Below are 18086 nucleotides of genomic sequence, written 5' to 3' on the forward strand. Positions count from 1 at the left end.
CAGCGGGTATGGATCAGCGGATGACCAGCACCGGCAGCGTGCTGCGTGCCAACACTTCGGCGGTCTGGCTGCCCAGCAGTACACGGGTCACGCCACGGCGGCCGTGCGAGGTCATCACGATCAGGTCGCTGTTGCGCTCGCCGGCGGTCTCGATGATGCCGTCGGCCGCATAGCGGTCCAGCACGTGCACCGGGTTGGCGGTGATGCCCTGCTCGGCGGCCTTGGCCAGCGCCGGCTGCAGCACCTTCTGCGCGCCTTCCTCGCGGTCGGCCTTGTATTCGGGGCTGTTCATGTAGCCCACGCTCCAGCCCATGGCGTCGTACATGCCGACGGCCCACGGCTCGGAAACAGTGACGATATCGACCTCGGCGTTAAGGTCCTTGGCCAGCTCCAAGCCCTTGGCCAGGCCCTTGTCGGCCAGTTCGGACCCGTCAGTGGCAATCAGGATGCGCTTGTACATGGTGGGGCTCCGTGGCGGTCTGCCAGATGGGAACGACACCATTGCACACCGGATGTGGAGGCGGCGCCTTGAGCAGGATCAATCCGGCGCCGCGCAGCGGCGTGTGCGCACCGTCACGTGGTCCGGGGGACAGGCTCGGCCCGCCCTCTTCTGTAGAGCCGAGCCCGTGCTCGGCTGCTTCTGGCGGGAAGAGCAGCCGAACATGGGCTATGCCGGTCGTCCTGACCGGCACCCTTCGGGCCGTCGCAAGCGACGTTGGCAGCGGCTCCTGCCGCTACCTTCGGCTCTACAACAACGTCGCTCAGGCGATCTGCACGATGCGCGCGTTCTGGCACAGCGGGTAGCTGGCCACGAACTCGTCAATCGCATCGCGCATCGCCTCGAACGATTGGCCGTACATGTACAGCGCGGTCTCGGTCGGGCCCTGCCACCAGCTGCAGATCTCGCCCAGGCCGTCGATGTTCCCGGACAGCTGCTCGAACACGTGGTTGGAATCGCACTGCTCGTAGACCTCGTCCGGCAGGTTCAGGCCATCCAGGTAGATGCCCAGGCCTTCGGTCACGCCGAAGCTGCGATCGGCCTCGCCTGCGCCCTGTATCTGCGAACCCTTCGGTGCACCCAGCTGCTCCAGCAGGTCGATCAGCTTCGGCACGCCCGCGGCATCGACCAGTGCCACTTCGATATCGCCGTATTCGACCTCACCCAGGTCGGACATCGCGGTGCCGCCGCCGGTCAGCTCGCCCACCTGGGCCGCCTGCAGCAGCGCGTCGAGCGGATCCTCGAACAGTTCGTGGCGGTGCTCCGGCTGCAGCCGGGCGTTCAACTTCACGGTGACGTGCAGCGTGGGTTCGGTCATGGGGGCGTTCCTGGAAGAAGTGCCACCTATTGTAGAGCCGAGCCCATGCTCGGCTGCTTCTGGCCGGAAAAGCAGCCGAGCATGGGCTCGGCTCTACAACAGCCTGTCAACGCAGGAACGGCGTGACCTTGCGCTTCAGCAGTTCCACCAGCACCGGGTCCATGTACTCGTAGTCATCCGGAATATCCAGGCAGATCACCCGCTTGCCGTTCAACCAGGCCTTGTAGCGGCTGGACAGCCGGTTGCGGTGGGCGCGCTCCATCACGAACACGATATCGGCCCACTGCAGCAGCTCGGGGCTGAGCACTTCCTCGGCGTCGGCCAGCAGCCCGGCCGAGGCGGTCTCGATGCCCGGCCAATCGGCGAATACCTGCTCGGCCGTCGGGCTGCGCAGGCGGTTCTGGCTGCAGAGGAAGAGCACGTTGCGGGTCATGAGCGCAGCCTAATCGGGGCCGGATCCCTTTTCCAACGGAAAAGGCTCCGGCCCCAACCACGTGCATTCGGCGATGGGGTCAGAGCCCTCCCTTCGGGAGGGATCTGACCCCTGAACGGTGATCAGATCACCGTCAGGTTGGCGTAGGCCATCACCAGCCACTTGCTGCCGGCATCAGCAAACTCGACCTGCACGCGGGCGTGCGCGCCGCTGCCTTCATAGTCGGTCACCATGCCTTCGCCGAACTTGGGATGGGTGACCAGCGCGCCGAGCTTGACTGGCGGCGCCTCGATCGAGGCATGGCCCATCACCCGGCTGGCGCCCATCGAGGCCGGCCGCGAGACCTGCACCTTCGGGCGCACTTCGTGCAGCAGCTCGCGCGGAATCTCGCGCAGGAAGCGCGACGGCAGGCTGTAGTTGTCCTGGCCGTGGATGCGGCGCGACTCGGCGTAGCTCAGCACCAGCTTCTGGCGCGCGCGGGTGATGCCGACGTAGGCCAGGCGGCGCTCTTCCTCCAGCCGCCCGCTTTCTTCCAGCGAACGTGCGCTGGGGAACAGGCCGTCTTCCATGCCCGCCAGGAACACCAGCGGGAATTCCAGGCCCTTGGCCGAATGCAGGGTCATCAACTGCACACCGTCCTCGCCGGCCTGCGCCTGGCCTTCACCGGCCTCCAGCGCGGCATAGGCCAGGAACGCGACCAGCTCGTCCATGTCCTCGCCCACTTCCTCGATGTCGTCGGCGCGGCGCACGAAGCGCGAGGCGACCGAGACCAGTTCGTCGAGGTTGTCGGTGCGCGATTCCGAATCCAGCGAATTGCGGCTTTCCTTGCTCCAGTGCTCGCGCAGCTGCGAGCGGGCCAGCACGTGGTCCACGCGCTCGGCCAGGGTCATGTGCACGGTCTGCGCCTGCAGCTCGTTGACCAGCCCCAGGAAGCCGGCCAGCGCATTGCGCGCGCGCGCGGCCAGCGCGTTGCCTTGGGTGACCAGCATCGTTGCTTCCCACAGCGAGATGCCCTGCGCGCGCGCCTCTCGGCGCACTTCGTCCAGCGTGCGGTCGCCGATGCCCCGGGTGGGCGTGTTGACCGCGCGCTCGAAGGCGGCGTCATCGTTGCGGTTGGACAGCAGGCGCAGGTAGGCCAGCGCGTCCTTGATTTCGGCCCGTTCGAAGAAGCGCATGCCGCCATACACGCGGTACGGCACCTGCTCGCTCAGCAGCGCTTCTTCCAGCGCGCGCGACTGCGCGTTGCTGCGGTAGAGCACGGCCACTTCGGTGTAGCTGCCACCGTCGCGCACCCACTGGCGGGCACGCTCGACGATGTAGCGTGCCTCGTCCATCTCGTTGTACGCGGCGTACAGGTCGATCGGCTCGCCGTCACCGCTGTCGGTCCACAACTGCTTGCCGATGCGGTCGGGGTTGTGCGCGATCACCGCGTTGGCCGCGCCGAGGATGTTGGCGGTGGAGCGGTAGTTCTGCTCCAGGCGGATGGTCTGCGCGCCCGGAAAATCGCGCAGGAAGCCCTGCACGTTCTCGACCTTGGCACCACGCCAGCCGTAGATGGCCTGGTCGTCGTCGCCGACCACGAACACGTGGCCGGAATCACCGGCCAGCACGCGCACGAAGGCGTACTGGATGGCATTGGTGTCCTGGAACTCGTCCACCAGGATCTCGCGGAAGCGGGCGCGGTAGTGCGACAGCAGCGCCGGGTTGTCGCGCAGCAGTTCATGCGCGCGCAGCAGCAGCTCGGCGAAGTCGACCAGGCCGGCGCGGTCGCAGCGCGCCTGGTACTCGATGTAGGCCTGGCGCATGGTTTCCAGCCACGCGTCGTGCGGTTCGGGCTGGATGTGCTGCGGGCGGCGGCCCTCGTCCTTCTGCGCGTTGATCCACCACGCGATCTGCTTGGGCGGGTACTTGCCGTCGTCCAGCTCCAGCGCCTGCACCACGCGCTTGACCAGCCGCAGCTGGTCGTCCGAATCCATCACCTGGAAGCCTTCGGGCAGCTTCGCGTCCTGCCAGTGCAGGCGCAGCAGGCGGTTGGCCAGACCGTGGAAGGTACCGATCCACATGCCACGGCTGCCATGGGGCAGCTGGGCATCGATGCGGTGGCGCATTTCGCCAGCCGCCTTGTTGGTGAAGGTCACCGCGAAAATGCCGTGGGTCGGCACGCCATCGACTTCATGCAGCCAGGCGATGCGGTGGGTGAGTACGCGGGTCTTGCCGGAACCGGCACCGGCCAGCACCAGGTGGTGACCGGGGGGAGCGGAGACGGCTTCGCGCTGGGCCGGGTTCAGGCCATCAAGCAGGTGGGAGACATCCATGCCCCCATTTTACGGCATCGCCGTCGCGGCTCCTGCGACCACCTGGGTGGCCAGTGCCTGTGCCTGCTGACGCAGTTCAGGCACCGCCAGGCTTTCCCACAGGCTGCCGATGCGCAGGCTGCCGAGCACGCCCAGCCGCGCCTGCGGCTGGCCACCGGCGGCACGCAGGCGGTCGCCCGGCACCGTGCTGTCCAGACCCAGCCCGTGCGGGCCGGGGCGGGCCAGGCCATCGCTCTGCAGCTGTTGCAGCAAGGGATTGCGCAGCGCGCTGGCGCGGGTTTCCACGCCGGTGGCGTTGATCACGCCGCCGATCGTCCAGTGCTGTTCATTGCCAGACGGAGCGCGGCCAGAAAGCCGCAGCGCTTCGCCTTCGCGGCCGACGCGTTGCAGGCGGGACCGGTGAATACGCAGTTGGCCGCTTTCGATCAGCGCCTGCAGCTGTGCGTCGACCTCTTCGGCGATGCGGTGGCGATGCACGTCCCAGTAGCGCACCACATGGCGCAGGAAGCGGCGCTGGTCGGCCGCGTCGAGGCTGCACCACAGTGCCTGCCCGTGCGGACGAATGCGGTCCATCACCCCCTGCCACGGCAGACCATCGGCCTGCGCCTGGCGCGCGAACCCGCGCAACGCGCGCAGGCGCTGGCGCAGGCTCATCGGCAGCAGCGCAGCCGGGTCGAACGAGGGCAGGCCGCCATGCGCATGCGGCAACGGCAGCAGCCCATGGCGCGAGATCACGTGCAGCGGGCCGGTGTGGCCGGCAGCGACCAATGCCAGCACGGTGTCAGCCATGCTCAGGCCGGAGCCGACGATGGCCACGGCCTGCTCACCGGCCAGGGTGCGTATGCCGTCGTAGTCCCAGGCCTCGATCACGTCATCGGCGGGCAGTGCCTCGGCACCGGCTACCGGCAGCGGCCGCATGCTGTTGCCGGTGGCGAGCACTGCCTGTGCGGCGTGCAGCGTCTGGCCATCGCCGAGTGCCAGCTGGTAGCCGTGGTCATCCGGCTGCAGGCCCAGTACCGGCTGCGCGATCACCTGCAGCTGTGCCGGGCTGGCCGCGGCGGCCTCCTGCAGGCGCCGCTGCAGGTACGCTGCAAAGTAGTGGCGGCACACGTAACGCTCGCCCAGCACCTCGCGCGCCTCGCCCGGGTAGGCGTTGGCGGCCATCAGGTAGTCGAGGAAATCGCCGGGCTGGTCGGCAAACGCACTCATCTTCGCCGCCGGCACGTTCAGCAGGTGCTCCGGCCACGGCGTGGCATAGGCGATGCCCTGCGCCAGCTGCGAAGCCGGTTCGAAGATGGCCAGCGCCAGCGGCGCCTGGGCCTGGCGCAACACCTGGATCGCCACCAGCACCCCGGCCGCACCACCACCGATGATTGCCAGGTCCAGTTCGCCATTACGCGGTGAATCAGTCATGCGCCGATTGTAGGCCATCGGCGATGACGGGCCGGATTGCCGAAGCGGGCGGTTGCCGCCGTTTCACATCAACGCATCGGCCAGCCGTGCGATGCCTTCGCGGCTGCGCCGCCACGTGGGACGGCTGCGCCACTGCTGCAGGTCCAGCTGCCGCGACTCGCGCAGGTAGCCATCCTCGATCGCGCACAGCTGCTGCACCAGCGCGCGGTCGTAGCAGACCAGGCCGATTTCGGCATTCAGCGCGAACGAGCGGATGTCCATGTTGATCGAGCCGAGCACGGCGATGTCCTCGTCCACGCTCATGTGCTTGGCATGCAGGAACTGCGGCTCGTACAGCGCGATGCGCACGCCACAGCGCAGCAGCTCGTCGTAGTAGGCCTCCTGCGCCCACGACGTCAGCCGCTGGTTGTTGCTGGCCGAGAGGATCAGCTGCACCTGCACGCCGGACAAGGCCGCAATGCGCAAGGCGCTGAGCGTGGCTTCGTCGGGCACGAAATACGGGGTGACCATCACCAGCCGGCGCCGCGCCAGGTGGATCAGCGCCGCCACCGCATCGCGTGCGTTGCTGTAGGGATAGGCGGGGCCGCTGGGCAGCAACTGGGTGGCGATGTCGTCGCTGCACTCGGGCACATCGGCGATCACGTCCAGGCGCTGGCCGGTTTCCATGTACCAGTCGCTGGCGAACACCGCTTCCAGATGCGCCACCGCCGGGCCGCGCACGCGCGCCACCAGCTCGCGGTTCGGGTGGCCAGGCACGAACTGCGGGCCGGCCAGGTTCTGCGAACCGACATAGGCCACTTCGTTGTCGATCACCGCGATCTTGCGATGGTTGCGCAGGTCCATGCGCCCGCTGCGGCGCCAGCGCAGGCCACCGGGCAGCATCGCGCGCACTTCGATGTCGCGCGCCTGCAGGCGCTTGCGATAGGCACGCAGGCCGCGCTTGGCGCCCACCGCGTCGAGCAGCACGCGGCACTGCACGCCACGTGCAGCCGCACGCTGCAGGGCCTCGACGATCGCCTCGCCCACCGCGTCGTCGAACATCAGGTAGTACAGCAGGTGCACGCGGTCTTCGGCTTGGTCGATGTCGGCGATCAGCGTGTGCAGTGATTCGTCGTAGTCGGTCAGCAGATCGACGGCGTTGCCGTGCACCGGCATGAAGTCGCCCTGGCGCTGCACCAGCGGCACGATCTCGGCGCTGGCGGTGTCCGGCTGCGGTGTCCAGCGCAGGCGATGCTGCAGCGCCTGTTCCTCGCGGATGACCTGCGAGGCCTCGGCCTGGCGGCGGATGCGCTCGCGCGACAGCCATGGGTGGCCGAACAGCAGGTACAGCGGCAGGCCCAGCAGCGGCACGAAGCCGACCAGCAGCAGCCAGCTGCGCGCCGCCCCCGGCGTGGTGCGGGTGGGGATCCAGCACAGTGCAACCAGCCGGATCAGCCAGTCGATCAGCAGCAGGTACGAACCCAGCAACCACTCGAACAGCATCGTGTCGCCCGTCGGGAGGTGATGGGCCATTCTGCCCACCGGCCCTTGTGGAGTCGAGCCGCGCTCGACGGCCTTCCGGTCCGACCGCACAGCAGCCGAGCGTGGGCTCGGCTCTACAGGATGGCTCAATGCCGCACCGGCACCTCGCACAGCTGCCGCACCGTGTCGGCATGGCGGCGGCCGTTGAGCGCCATGCAGGCGATCGCCTGTGCGGCCCGCTCCAGCTGCGCCTCCGGCAGCGGCGACGGCGCGCCGTTGGCCAGTGCCAGATGGTGGTCGCACAGCAGCAGCGCCATGCCCTCGATGCCTTGCAGCATGCGCTGCAGGCGCAGCCAGCCCAGTTCCAGGTCCTGCCGGTGTGATGGGGTGTTCATGCAACCTCCTTCAACGGATCTGGCCACCGTGAAGGTGGCGGACGATGCGTGGTTGCAATACCGGGAACGGTAGCCACCAAACCGGCGGGCGCGAGGCCCCCACGCACCGTCCGCCATAGAGGCAGATGGGTCGCCCGCCGTCGGCGGAGCTTTCCGGCAACGGCGGGCGAGTTTACTGGCTACCGATTCGACGGGATTGCAAGCCCGACCACTGCAACCGCAGCGGCCAGCCATCATGGGCACGGCGGGGCCCGTCGTTCCAATCGATTTGAACCGTGCGAGGCGCCGGAACCGGTAGGAACAATCACTTATCGCATTCGGCCCTTCGCTCCAGGCATGGCGCCATTGGCGACAGCGTGCGCAGGGAGTGCGGCAGTGCCGACCAAGGTCGGCCGCTACCGAAGTCTGCACGCCAGGCATGAAAAAACCCGCCACAAGGGCGGGTTTCTTCGCGGGGACCAGCAATCCGTGCGGATTACTTGATCTTGCCTTCCTTGTACAGGACGTGCTTGCGCACGACCGGATCGTACTTCAGGAATTCCATCTTCCCCGGGGTGTTCTTCTTGTTCTTGTCGGTCGTGTAGAAGTGGCCGGTACCGGCCGAGGAAATCATACGGACCTTATCGCGCTTGCCTGCCATGATGCTTTACTCCTCAGACCTTTTCGCCGCGCGCACGCAGCTCAGCCAGAACGGAATCGATGCCGTTCTTGTCGATGGTGCGCAGTGCATGCGCGGAAACACGAAGCTTGACCCAGCGGTTCTCGCTGGCCACCCAGAAACGGCGCTCGTGCAGATTCGGCAGGAAACGACGACGGGTCTTGTTGTTGGCGTGCGAGACGTTGTTACCCGTCTGCACTCGCTTGCCGGAAACCTGGCATACGCGGGACATTGCGCACCTCGATAGTAGTAGTTGTCAGCCCGTAGCCCGGGCGACGGCGGCCTCGATGGTTGCCCACCACACGTCAAGAGAATCAAAGGGTTACGCTGGCGTTGGGCGGCCGGGGACGTGCTCCCGGGGGCGCCGCCCGGTAGAAAACCGGACACAGCGAGCCGCGCATTATGCACGGGTTCAAGCACTTGCGCAAGTTACCCACAGGCGGGGACTGGACCGGCGGGGCCGGGGAGACTTCGCCAACCGGCATACTGGCCCGGATCACTGCGGAGCTTTCCATGCGGCTGCTGGCCCTGACCTACGGAACCGAAGGCGATACGCGTCCGCTGGCCATGCTCTGCCATGGGCTGATCAGCGCAGGCCACGCGGTGACACTGCTGGCCGATGGCGGCACCCTGGGCAGCGCGCAGGCCCTGGATGTGCCCCACGCGGCCCTTGAGGGTGACATCCATGACGAAGTGGTCGCCCTTGTCTCGCGGGGCAACGGTGTTGCCGCCGCCAGTACCGGTCTGGCACGGATGGCGCTGCAGCATGTCAGCGGCTGGATGCGCCAGGCCGATGCCGCCGCCGAAGGCTGCGATGCGATTCTGACCGGCGGACTGGCGGCCCTTGTCGGCATGAGCGTGGGCGAACGTCGGGGTCTGCCGGTCATCGGCACCGGCATGATTCCGCTGACCCCGACGCGAGCCTTCCGCTCTCCGTTCCTGCCACCCGGACGCTCGCCGGGCTGGTTGAACCGGGCCAGCTACGGGTGGGTCAACGGCCTGATCTGGCGCCAGTTCCGTCGGCCGATCAACGCGGCACGCCAGCAACTGGGGCAATCGCCGCGTCGCGCGCTGTGGTCCGACCTGCCGATGCTCTATGGCATCTCGCCGCAGCTGCTGCCGCCACCGGCGGACTGGCCGGCCGACCACATCGCCTGTGGCCAATGGCGGCTTCCTGATGCGCCCTGGACGCCGCCGGCCGATCTGCAGGCCTTCCTCGATGCCGGGCCGCCGCCGGTCTATCTGGGCTTTGGCAGCATGACCGGATTCGATCGCGAGCGCGTACTGCCGGCCCTGCTGCAGGCGCTGGCACCGCGCCGGGTGCTGCTGTTTCCAGGGTGGGCCGGATTGCCGACGGGTGCGCTGCCAGCAGATGTGTTCGTGCTCGGCCCGACGCCACACGAAGCACTGTTCCCGCATTGCGCACTCGCCATCCACCATGGTGGCAGCGGCACCACGCATTCGGCCAGCCGCGCCGGCATTCCCTCGCTGGTGATGCCGTTCGCCGCGGATCAGTTCTTCTGGGCCGATCGCCTGTATCGGTTGGGCGTGGCACCGGCACCGTTGTCACCGAAGCGACTGGATGCAGCAACGCTGGCGGCAGCCATCACCTTCGTTGAAACCGACGCAACACGCGCACGCGCGGCGACCCTGGGCGTGGCGATGGGCCATGAGGACGGGGTGGCCTGTGGCGTGGCGATGATCGAGCGCTGGTTACGGCCGGTGTAACAGCGGCCAAGCCTCAGCGCAGGTGCGAAATCACCTGCGCCAGCAGATGGGCATCCTTGAGCGCGCCGTGCAGGCCGCGCTGGCTGGGAATGCGCAGGCGCTGCAGCACATCATCCAGCTTGTTGCCTTGGCCCGGCCAGCGCCCGCGCGCCAGCTTCAGGCTGCAGGTGATGCGGCAATGCTGGGCCAGCGTGCCAGGAATACCGGACAGACGCAGCTCGTTGTCCAGGAAGCCCACATCGAAGGTGGCGTTGTGCGCGACCATCTCGCTGCCGCGCAGGAAGTCCAGCAGTTCGGCGGCCTTGCTGGAAAACAGTGGCTTGCCCACCAGCATCGCATCACTGATGCCATGCACGCGTTGTGCACCCCAGTCGACCCCGCGCTGCGGCTGAAGATAGGTGTGGAACTGGCGGCCGGTGAGCCGGCCATCGATCAGTTCGACGGCACCGATTTCGATCACCCGGTGCCCCAGGCGGTGGGAGATGCCGGTGGTTTCGGTATCCAGTGCGACGATGCGACTCATGCGTGGCGATGTTTCCTGTTACGTGCTGTGGTGATTTTCGCATGCCGGTAGAGCCGGGCCCACGCTCGGCTGGCGCGCGTAGCGCGGGCTTGGTGATGCCAGAAGCAGCCGAGCGTGGGCTCGGCTCTACAGATGCGCGCGCGCGATCAACCCAACGCCTCCACCACCCAATCGATGAACACCCGCAGCCGCTGGCTCATGTGCCGGTTCGGCGGGAACATCACATGCATCGGCATCGGCGGCAGCTGCCAGTCCGGCAACACCGGCAACAGCTCGCCGCGCGCCACGTGCGGCTCGGCCATGTAGCTGGGCAGCGCCACCACGCCCAACCCCGCCAACGCAGCGGCCAGATAGGCGTTTCCATCATCGAAGCCGACCGTATAGCGGCCCTGCACCTCAACGCGTTCATCGCCGCGCTGTGCAACGAACACGCGTGCGCGGCCACTGCGCGGGCTGAGGAAGCCGACCATGTGGTGGTCGGGTCCTTCCAGCGCGCGCGGATCGGTCGGCAACCCGAAACGCTGCACATAGCCGGGGCTGGCGTGGAAGCCGATCGGCAGCGCCGCCAGCGGCCGCGCCACCAGTGCCGGGTCGGCCGGGGTGCCACCCCGGATCACGCAGTCGACGTTGTCGGCGATGACATCGACCTCGCGGTCACTCACGCCGATGTCCAGCTGGATCTCCGGGTAGCGCGCCTGGAAATCCGGCAACGCCGGCACCAGCCGCAGCCGCGCGTACGGCCCGGGCACATCCACGCGCAGGCGTCCGCGCGGCTGGCTGGCCGCGTCACCCAGCCCGCCTTCCACCTCTTCCAGCTCGGCCAGCAGGCGGGCGATGCGCGGGTAGTAGGCCGCGCCGTCAGCGGTCACACTGACCCGGCGCGTGGTGCGGTTGAGCAGGCGCAGCCGCAGGTGCGCCTCCAGCTGCTGCACCAGCTGGGTGGCCGTGGTGCGGCTGATCTGCAGGGTCTGCGCGGCGCGGGTGAAGCTGCCGGTTTCCACCACCCGGGCAAAGGCCCGCATCGCCTCGAAACGGTCCATGGCGGGCCATGATTGTTTGGAATTGACAATCAATCTAGGCCGATCATCGCGGTTTATCCAGACAGCGCTGACGGGGAGGATGGCGTTCTCTCCCACGGGATCTTCCCCATGTCACAGCGTGATGTCGTTTTCCCCGCCGGCCGCCAGGCCCTGTACGAGCGCAACCGCTACTCGCCTGCGATCCATTCCAACGGCTTCCTGTTCGTATCCGGCCAGGTCGGCAGCCGTGAGGACGGCTCGCCCGAGCCAGACTTCGAAACGCAGGTGCGCCGCGCTTTCGAGAATCTCAATGCGGTGTTGGCTGCTGCCGGCTGCACGTTCGATGACGTGATCGACGTGACCGTGTTCCTGGTCGATCCAGAGAAGAACTTTGAGAAGGCTTGGGCAATCGTGCCGGAGTATTGGGGCGAGGCGCCGCACCCGACCCTGACCGGTATCGGCGTGACCTGGCTGTATGGGTTCCAGTTCGAGATCAAGGTGATCGCGAAGCTGCCGTGATACGGGTAGTGCCGGCCGCTGGCCGGCAACGCGGTGGGGTCGAAAAGCGTGTCGACCAAGGTCGACACCTACCAGAGCACATGTGCGCGGCGCACCCGAACGATGTGATGGGGTCAGAGCCCTTTCCGGAGGAAAGGGATCCGACCCCGCGCCCGGCCCAGCTGAACGGGAGATTCCGACGAATTCCCGAAGCGTCCATTGATATTGTATCCGGCGAAAACCGCTTGCTAGCCTGCCGTCCATGCGCTGGATCACCCGCCACCTCCGTTCGACCCTGCTGATGCTGCTGATGGCGGCATTCGTGGTCGTGCCGGTGGCCGACGCGCTGGCCTGCACGGTGGAACCGCATGCCAGCACGGTGCATGTGGAGTCCGCACCGGATGCCGATGGCGATGCCGACGGCAAGCACGTCGGTGCCTGTGGCCACAACCACTGCCACCACTCCAATCTGAGCCTGCCGGCCAGTACCTTCGCCGCCTTCGGTGCGCCGCTTCCGGCGCGCTGGATGAATGCCGGCGACGCGGCGACCTATGCGGTCGCCCAGGATGAACTGACGCGTCCTCCCCGGGCGTGAGTTGAGCGCGTCCCGCATTCGCGGGCTTCGGTTCCCCTCACCTCCGGAAATTCTTCATGTCGACCCTGACACGTCGGCCGCTGCGTGCGGCCGGGCGGGTCGTCGCCGTGTTGCTGGGCCTGGCCCCGGCGGCATCGGTGATGGCGCAAGCCGCCCCTTCCTACGACACCCTGCTTGAACGCCTGGACCAGCTGCCCGGCACCCGCGTCGGTGCGGCGCTGGCCGAGGCCGCCGACGCGCGCGCCGACCAGGCCCGTGCGTTGCCCAACCCTTCCCTCTCTTACTCCGCCGAAAACGCCTGGGGCACCGGCTCCTATGGCGGCATGGGCAAGGCCGATACCGTGCTCACCCTGTCCCAGCCGCTGGAGGTCTGGGGCCAGCGTGGCGCGCGTGTCCGTGCCGCCCGTGCCGAGGCACAGGCCGCCAACCTGCGTGGTGCCCAAAGCCGCAGCGACGTGGCCAGCCAGCTGGCGGTGGTCTATGCACAGGCGGAAAGTGCACTGCGCCGCTACACCCTGGCCGAAGAAGCACTGAGCCTCACCCGCGCTGACGCCAACGCGGTCAACGCGATGGTCAAGCAGGGCCGCGAGCCGCAGCTGCGCGCCGTGCAGGCGCAGAGCGAAGTCGCCAACGCCAGCGCCGCGCTGGATGAGGCGCAGGCCTTCCGCGATGCCGCGCTGGCCCGCCTGGCCGGTGCCGCGCTGCTGGATGCGCCGGTGCAGTCGATCGGCGACAGCCTGCTCGACCGCGCGCCGCCGTTGCCACGCGGTGCCACCGATACCGCGCTGGCGGTGCGCATCGCCGAAGCCGAAGCGGATGCGGCGGGCAAGCTGGTCGACGTGGAGCGCAAGCGCGCCCTGCCCGACCTGAGCGTCACTGCCGCGCAGACCCGCTTCCGCGAGGGGGGCGAGCGCGCCTACAACCTCGGGGTCAGCCTCAGCATCCCGCTGTTCGACCGCAACCGCGGGGGCATACGCGCCGCCAATGCCGACCAGCGCGCGGCCGAGGCACGCCTGGACCAGCAGCGCCGCGACAGCGAGGCGGCACGCCTCTCCGCGGTGGCCGGTTTGAAGGCCGCCGGCAGCCGTACCCGCGCCGCCGATGAAAGCGTGGTCGCCGCCGAAGAGGCGTATCGCCTGGCCCGCATCGGCTTCGACGCCGGGCGCATCTCGCAGCTGGAACTGCGCAGCACGCGCAGCGCCCTCATCGCCGCCCGCGGCACCGCCGTGGATGCGCGCCTGTCGCGCGTCGCCGCGGAAATCGATCTTGCCCGCCTTGAAGGGCGCGCACCTTTTGTGGAGGTCCCATGACGCTCTCCCGTACTTTCCCGCTGATCGGCGGCGTGCTGCTGGCCGCGCTGCTGGCCGGCTGCGCTGGCAACGCGCAGACACCTGCCAATGAAGACCCGGCTGCGGCCAAGGCCGGCACCGACGATGGCCACGGCCATGCCGCCGACAGCAAGGAGGCCAAGGCCGAATCCGCAAAGGCGCCCGCCGATGGCGATGAGGGTGTCGTGCAGCTGACTCCTGAGCAGATCAAGGCGTCCGGTATCGAAGTGGTCGCGGTCGGTCGTGGTGGCGGTAGCTCCACGCGCCTGTCCGGCCGGGTCGAACCGTCGGTCGGTGCACGCGCCTCGGTGGCGTCGACCGTGACCGGCCGCGTCGAACGCGTGCTGGTCGCACCGGGCACCGCGGTGAAGCAGAACCAGGCACTGGCGATCGTGGTCAGCGGCGAAGCGGCGGTGTTCCGCGCCAATGCGCTGGCCGCCTCGGCCGAAGCCGAGGCCGCGCGCCTGGCCTATGGTCGCGACAAGGCGCTGGTCGACCAGGGCGTGGTCGCCCGCCAGGAGATGGAAGCCTCGCGCGCACGGTCGCTGGCGGCACAGGCCCAGGCCGCTGCCGCGCAGGCCCAGGCCGCTGCCAACGGTGCGCCCGATGCCAGTGGCCGCGTGCGCATCACCAGCCCGGTGGCCGGCATCGTCGGCAACGTGCAGGTCACTCCGGGCGGTGTAGTCGCCGCCGGCAGTGCAGTCGCCGATGTCGCCGACCCGACAATGAACGAGCTGGTGTTCACCGCACCGCCGGCGCTGGCCGCACAGGTCACGCCCGGCATGACGCTGGAAGTGAGCGTGCCGGGTGGCAGCTTCACCGCCACCGTCACCGGTTCGGCCGCCGATGTGCGCCAGCAGGGCGGCGTCGCGGTGATCCGCGCCACCCCGGTGGATGCGTCGCTGCCGCCGGCCGGTTCGCCGGTCTCGGCCGTGGTGGTCACCGAAGGCCGGGACGGTTCGCTCAGCGTCCCGGCCGATGCAGTGCAGAACGTTGATGGCAGCAACGCGGTGTTTGTCGCCGTCGAAGGTGGCTTCAAGGCGCAGCCGGTCCTGGCCGGGCGCCGTGCCGGTGACCGCATCGAGATCCTCGCTGGGCTGACCGGCAGCGAGCGCATCGTCGGTGCCAATGCCTTCCTGCTCAAGGCCGAGCTGGCCAAGGGCGAAGCCGAGCACGGCCACTGAGGAGGCGACCATGTTCAAGCTGATCATTGAAACAGCGGTGCGCCACCGCTGGCTGGTGGTGTTCATGGCCGCGTTGATCGCCGCGGTGGGCCTGTTCCAGCTGGGCAAGCTGCCGATCGACGCGGTGCCGGACATCACCAACCGTCAGGTACAGATCAACACGGTGGCACCGGCGCTGACACCGGAGCAGATCGAGCGGCAGGTGACCTATCCGCTGGAAACCGCGCTGGCCGGCATCCCCGGCCTGACCACCACGCGTTCGCTGTCGCGCAATGGTTTCTCGCAGGTCACCGCGATCTTCACCGATGCCACCGACATCTACTTCGCCCGCCAGCAGGTGGCCGAACGCATGCGCGAGGCATCGGAAGACCTGCCCGATGGTGCATCACCGATGCTGTCGCCGGTCACCACCGGCCTTGGCGAGGTGCTGATGTGGACGGTGGACTTCACCGCGTTCGATCCGGCCAAACTGGCCAAACCCGATGAAGCGGGCTGGCAGGCCGGCGAGGTCTACCGCACACCGGAAGGCAACCTGCTGGGTACGCCCGAAGAACGTGCGACCTACCTGCGCACCGTGCAGGACTGGATCATCGCGCCGCAGATGCGTTCCAGCCCGGGGCTGGCCGGCGTCGATACGGTTGGCGGCTACGTCAAGGAATACGGCGTGCATCCGGACAGCGCCAGACTGGCCGCGCATGGCCTCGGCCTGGCCGACCTGGTCACTGCCCTGCAGCGTTCCAACGTGCAGGCCGGTGCCGGCTTCGTACAGCGTGCCGGCGAGGGCCTGGTGGTACGTGCCGACGGCCTGGCGCTGACCACCGACGACCTGGCACAGGCCCCGGTGGCGACCCGCAATGGCGTGGTGGTACGCGTAGCCGATGTGGCCACGGTGGAACTGAGCCGCGCGCCGCGGCTGGGTGCGGCCAGCCGCAACGGCCATGAAGCCGTGCTGGGCACCGCGCTGATGATTGCCGGTGGCAACAGCCGCACCGTGGCCCAGGCAGCGGCCGCGCGCCTGGAACAGGTAAACAAGTCACTGCCGGCCGACATCGTGGCGGCACCGGTGCTGGACCGCAGCGTGCTGGTCAATTCCACCATCAAGACCGTCGCCAGGAACCTCACCGAGGGCGCGCTGCTGGTGGTGGTGGTGCTGTTCCTGCTGCTGGGCAACCTGCGTGCGGCAACGATCACCGCGCTGGTGATTCCGCTGTCGTTCCTGTTCGCAGTGATCGGCATGAACCGCTTCGGCATCAGTGGCAACCTGATGAGCCTGGGTGCGCTGGACTTCGGCATCCTGGTGGACGGTGCGGTGATCGTGGTCGAGTCGACACTGCTGATGCTGGGCCAGCGCCGCGCCGAACTGGGCCGTGCGCTGACCGCGATGGAACGCCTGCGCGTAGCCGCCGATTCGGCCATTAAGATGGCGCGCCCCGCGGCCTTCGGCCAGCTGATCATCCTGCTGGTGTTCGCGCCGATCCTCACGCTGGAGGGCGTGGAGGGCAAGACGTTCCACCCGATGGCGGCCACGTTCATGCTGGCCCTGGTCGGTGCCTTCCTGTTTTCCTTCACCTTCGTGCCGGCGATGGCCGCGCTGCTGGTGCGCGAGCCCAAGGTGAAGGACGGCGATGCGCACGCGGACGACGGCGAGCACGAAACCAGGCTGATCCGCGTGCTGCGTGCGCGCATCGAACCGGTGGTGCGCAAGGCCGTGGCGCACCCGCGCACGGTGCTGGCCGGTGCGGTGATGATGGTGGTGGTGGGCATCGGCGCGTTCTCGCTGCTGGGCCGCGAGTTCATGCCGACCCTGGATGAAGGCAACGTGGCGATGCAGGCCCTGCGCGTGCCATCGACCTCGCTGGAGCAGTCACTGGCAATGCAGCTGGCGCTGGAAAAGGCGATTGCCAAGCAGCCGGAAGTGGAAACCGTGTTCTCGCGCACCGGTACCGCCGAGGCGGCGATCGACCCGATGCCGACCAACATTTCCGACAGCGTGATCGTGTTGAAGCCACGCAAGGACTGGCCCGATCCGACGCTGGCCAAGGACGCACTGGTGGCGCGCTTCGAGAAACTGGCCGGGCAGCAGTTGGGCAACAGCTTCGAGTTCAGCCAGCCGATCGAGCTGCGCTTCAACGAACTGATTTCCGGCGTGCGTACCGACCTGGCCGTAATGATCTTCGGTGATGACTTCAGCCAGCTGCAGAAGGTGGCCGACCAGGTGGCGTTGAAGCTGCGTGCGGTGGATGGCGCGGCCGACGTGCGGGTGGAACAGATCTCCGGCCTGCCCACGCTCAACGTGGCGATCGACCACGTGGCGGCGGCACAGTACGGGTTGAGCGCTGCAGATGTGAGTGATGCGCTGTCCACCGGCATCGGCGGTACCACGGCCGGCAAGATCTTCGAAGGCGACCGCCGCTTCAACGTGGTGGTGCGCCTGGACGATGCCTCGCGCAACGATCCGGACCAGCTGGCCTCGCTGCCGATCGCCACGCCATCGGGGCTCGTGATTCCGTTGTCGTCGGTGGCGCGCATTACCGTGAGCGAAGGGCCGAACCAGATCAGCCGCAACAACGGCAGCCGCCGCGTGGTGGTGCAGGCCAACGTGCGCGGTCGCGATCTGGGCGGCTTCGTCGGCGAGGCGCAGGCCGCGGTGGCCGACGTGGCGCTGCCGCCGGGTGCCTACCTGACCTGGGGCGGTCAGTTCGAGAACCTGCAGCGCGCGGAGAAGCGGTTGGCAACCGTGGTGCCGGTGGTGTTCCTGCTGATCGGCAGCCTGCTGTTCATGGCCCTGCGCAGCGGCAAGGAAGCCATTCTGGTGTTCAGCTGCGTGCCGTTGGCGCTGGTCGGTGGCATCCTCGCGCTGCTGCTGCGAGGCATGCCATTCTCGGTATCGGCGGCAGTTGGCTTCATCGCCGTCTCCGGCGTGGCCACGTTGAACGGCCTGGTGCTGATGCAGGCGATCCGCGAACGCCTGGATGCCGGCGACCTGCCGCTGCAGGCGGCGATCAACGGTGCCTCGAGCCGCATCCGCGCGGTGCTGACCACGGCGCTGGTGGCGATCGTCGGCTTCATCCCGATGGCGATTGCCAGCGGTTCCGGTGCGGAGGTGCAGAAGCCGCTGGCCACGGTGGTGATCGGTGGCCTGATCACCGCCACCGTGCTGACCCTGCTGGTGCTGCCGACCTTCGCAGCACGGGTGGCCAAGCCGCGGCCGGTGGGGTGA

General features: G+C 68.1%; 17 protein-coding genes. 6 read left to right on the plus strand and 11 right to left on the minus strand.

The window, feature by feature from the left end; genetic code table 11:
* Window positions 1–13: 13 nt before the first annotated feature.
* From VG566_RS06850 to rpmB, 9 genes are all read right to left on the minus strand, one after another.
* Entirely contained in the window at window positions 14–460 is a 447-nt protein-coding gene (locus VG566_RS06850; RefSeq protein ID WP_005411629.1) for a universal stress protein, read from the minus strand.
* 301 nt (window positions 461–761) lie between these two features.
* Window positions 762–1316 carry a hypothetical protein gene (locus VG566_RS06855; RefSeq protein WP_049442082.1) on the minus strand — a complete coding sequence of 185 codons (555 nt, stop codon included), beginning with the start codon at window positions 1314–1316 and terminating at the stop codon, window positions 762–764.
* Window positions 1317–1422: 106 nt separating this feature from the next.
* Window positions 1423–1749, minus strand: coding sequence for a low molecular weight protein tyrosine phosphatase family protein (locus VG566_RS06860; RefSeq protein ID WP_032960648.1), 327 nt, complete (start codon window positions 1747–1749; stop codon window positions 1423–1425).
* Between the two features lie 122 nt (window positions 1750–1871).
* Window positions 1872–4064: a DNA helicase II gene (gene uvrD / locus VG566_RS06865; protein ID WP_049448186.1), complete on the minus strand. Its 2193-nt coding sequence runs from the start codon at window positions 4062–4064 to the stop codon at window positions 1872–1874.
* A 9-nt stretch (window positions 4065–4073) separates the two neighbouring features.
* Window positions 4074–5495 carry an FAD/NAD(P)-binding protein gene (locus tag VG566_RS06870; protein WP_241884668.1) on the minus strand — a complete coding sequence of 474 codons (1422 nt, stop codon included), beginning with the start codon at window positions 5493–5495 and terminating at the stop codon, window positions 4074–4076.
* A gap of 45 nt (window positions 5496–5540) precedes the next feature.
* Window positions 5541–6959, minus strand: coding sequence for a cardiolipin synthase (cls, locus tag VG566_RS06875; RefSeq protein WP_014648869.1), 1419 nt, complete (start codon window positions 6957–6959; stop codon window positions 5541–5543).
* Window positions 6960–7084: 125 nt separating this feature from the next.
* Window positions 7085–7333 (minus strand): hypothetical protein, encoded by a 249-nt coding sequence (locus VG566_RS06880; protein WP_049442085.1) that lies wholly within the window; start codon window positions 7331–7333, stop codon window positions 7085–7087.
* 475 nt (window positions 7334–7808) lie between these two features.
* Window positions 7809–7976 carry a 50S ribosomal protein L33 gene (gene rpmG, locus VG566_RS06885; RefSeq protein ID WP_169411268.1) on the minus strand — a complete coding sequence of 56 codons (168 nt, stop codon included), beginning with the start codon at window positions 7974–7976 and terminating at the stop codon, window positions 7809–7811.
* Window positions 7977–7986: 10 nt separating this feature from the next.
* Window positions 7987–8223, minus strand: coding sequence for a 50S ribosomal protein L28 (rpmB, locus tag VG566_RS06890; protein WP_005411638.1), 237 nt, complete (start codon window positions 8221–8223; stop codon window positions 7987–7989).
* Between the two features lie 281 nt (window positions 8224–8504).
* Here rpmB and VG566_RS06895 point away from each other — a divergent pair, with 281 nt between their 5' ends.
* The gene (locus VG566_RS06895; protein WP_241884669.1) at window positions 8505–9719 is read left to right on the plus strand and encodes a glycosyltransferase; all 1215 of its coding nucleotides are present in this window, start codon (window positions 8505–8507) and stop codon (window positions 9717–9719) included.
* A 13-nt stretch (window positions 9720–9732) separates the two neighbouring features.
* Here the strand turns inward: VG566_RS06895 and dnaQ are convergent, their stop codons facing one another.
* Window positions 9733–10242, minus strand: coding sequence for a DNA polymerase III subunit epsilon (gene dnaQ, locus VG566_RS06900; protein WP_241884670.1), 510 nt, complete (start codon window positions 10240–10242; stop codon window positions 9733–9735).
* 146 nt (window positions 10243–10388) lie between these two features.
* Complete coding sequence (locus tag VG566_RS06905) at window positions 10389–11282, minus strand: LysR family transcriptional regulator (protein ID WP_100450805.1); 894 nt, start codon at window positions 11280–11282, stop codon at window positions 10389–10391.
* Window positions 11283–11390: 108 nt separating this feature from the next.
* Between VG566_RS06905 and VG566_RS06910 the strand changes: the two genes are divergently transcribed.
* The 5 genes from VG566_RS06910 to VG566_RS06930 all read left to right on the plus strand — a co-directional run bounded on the left by VG566_RS06910 (window position 11391) and on the right by VG566_RS06930 (window position 18086).
* Complete coding sequence (locus tag VG566_RS06910) at window positions 11391–11780, plus strand: RidA family protein (RefSeq protein ID WP_100450806.1); 390 nt, start codon at window positions 11391–11393, stop codon at window positions 11778–11780.
* A 241-nt stretch (window positions 11781–12021) separates the two neighbouring features.
* Complete coding sequence (locus VG566_RS06915) at window positions 12022–12354, plus strand: hypothetical protein (protein ID WP_014648874.1); 333 nt, start codon at window positions 12022–12024, stop codon at window positions 12352–12354.
* Window positions 12355–12410: 56 nt separating this feature from the next.
* Window positions 12411–13664, plus strand: coding sequence for a TolC family protein (locus VG566_RS06920; RefSeq protein WP_049407169.1), 1254 nt, complete (start codon window positions 12411–12413; stop codon window positions 13662–13664).
* The gene (locus VG566_RS06925; protein ID WP_241884671.1) at window positions 13661–14866 is read left to right on the plus strand and encodes an efflux RND transporter periplasmic adaptor subunit; all 1206 of its coding nucleotides are present in this window, start codon (window positions 13661–13663) and stop codon (window positions 14864–14866) included. Before VG566_RS06920 ends, VG566_RS06925 begins: the two co-directional genes overlap by 4 nt.
* A gap of 10 nt (window positions 14867–14876) precedes the next feature.
* The gene (locus VG566_RS06930) at window positions 14877–18086 is read left to right on the plus strand and encodes a CusA/CzcA family heavy metal efflux RND transporter (protein WP_241884672.1); all 3210 of its coding nucleotides are present in this window, start codon (window positions 14877–14879) and stop codon (window positions 18084–18086) included.

Origin of the sequence: Stenotrophomonas sp. CASM114 (assembly GCF_049384325.1) — a bacterium.
Taxonomy (GTDB): Bacteria; Pseudomonadota; Gammaproteobacteria; order Xanthomonadales; family Xanthomonadaceae; genus Stenotrophomonas; species Stenotrophomonas muris.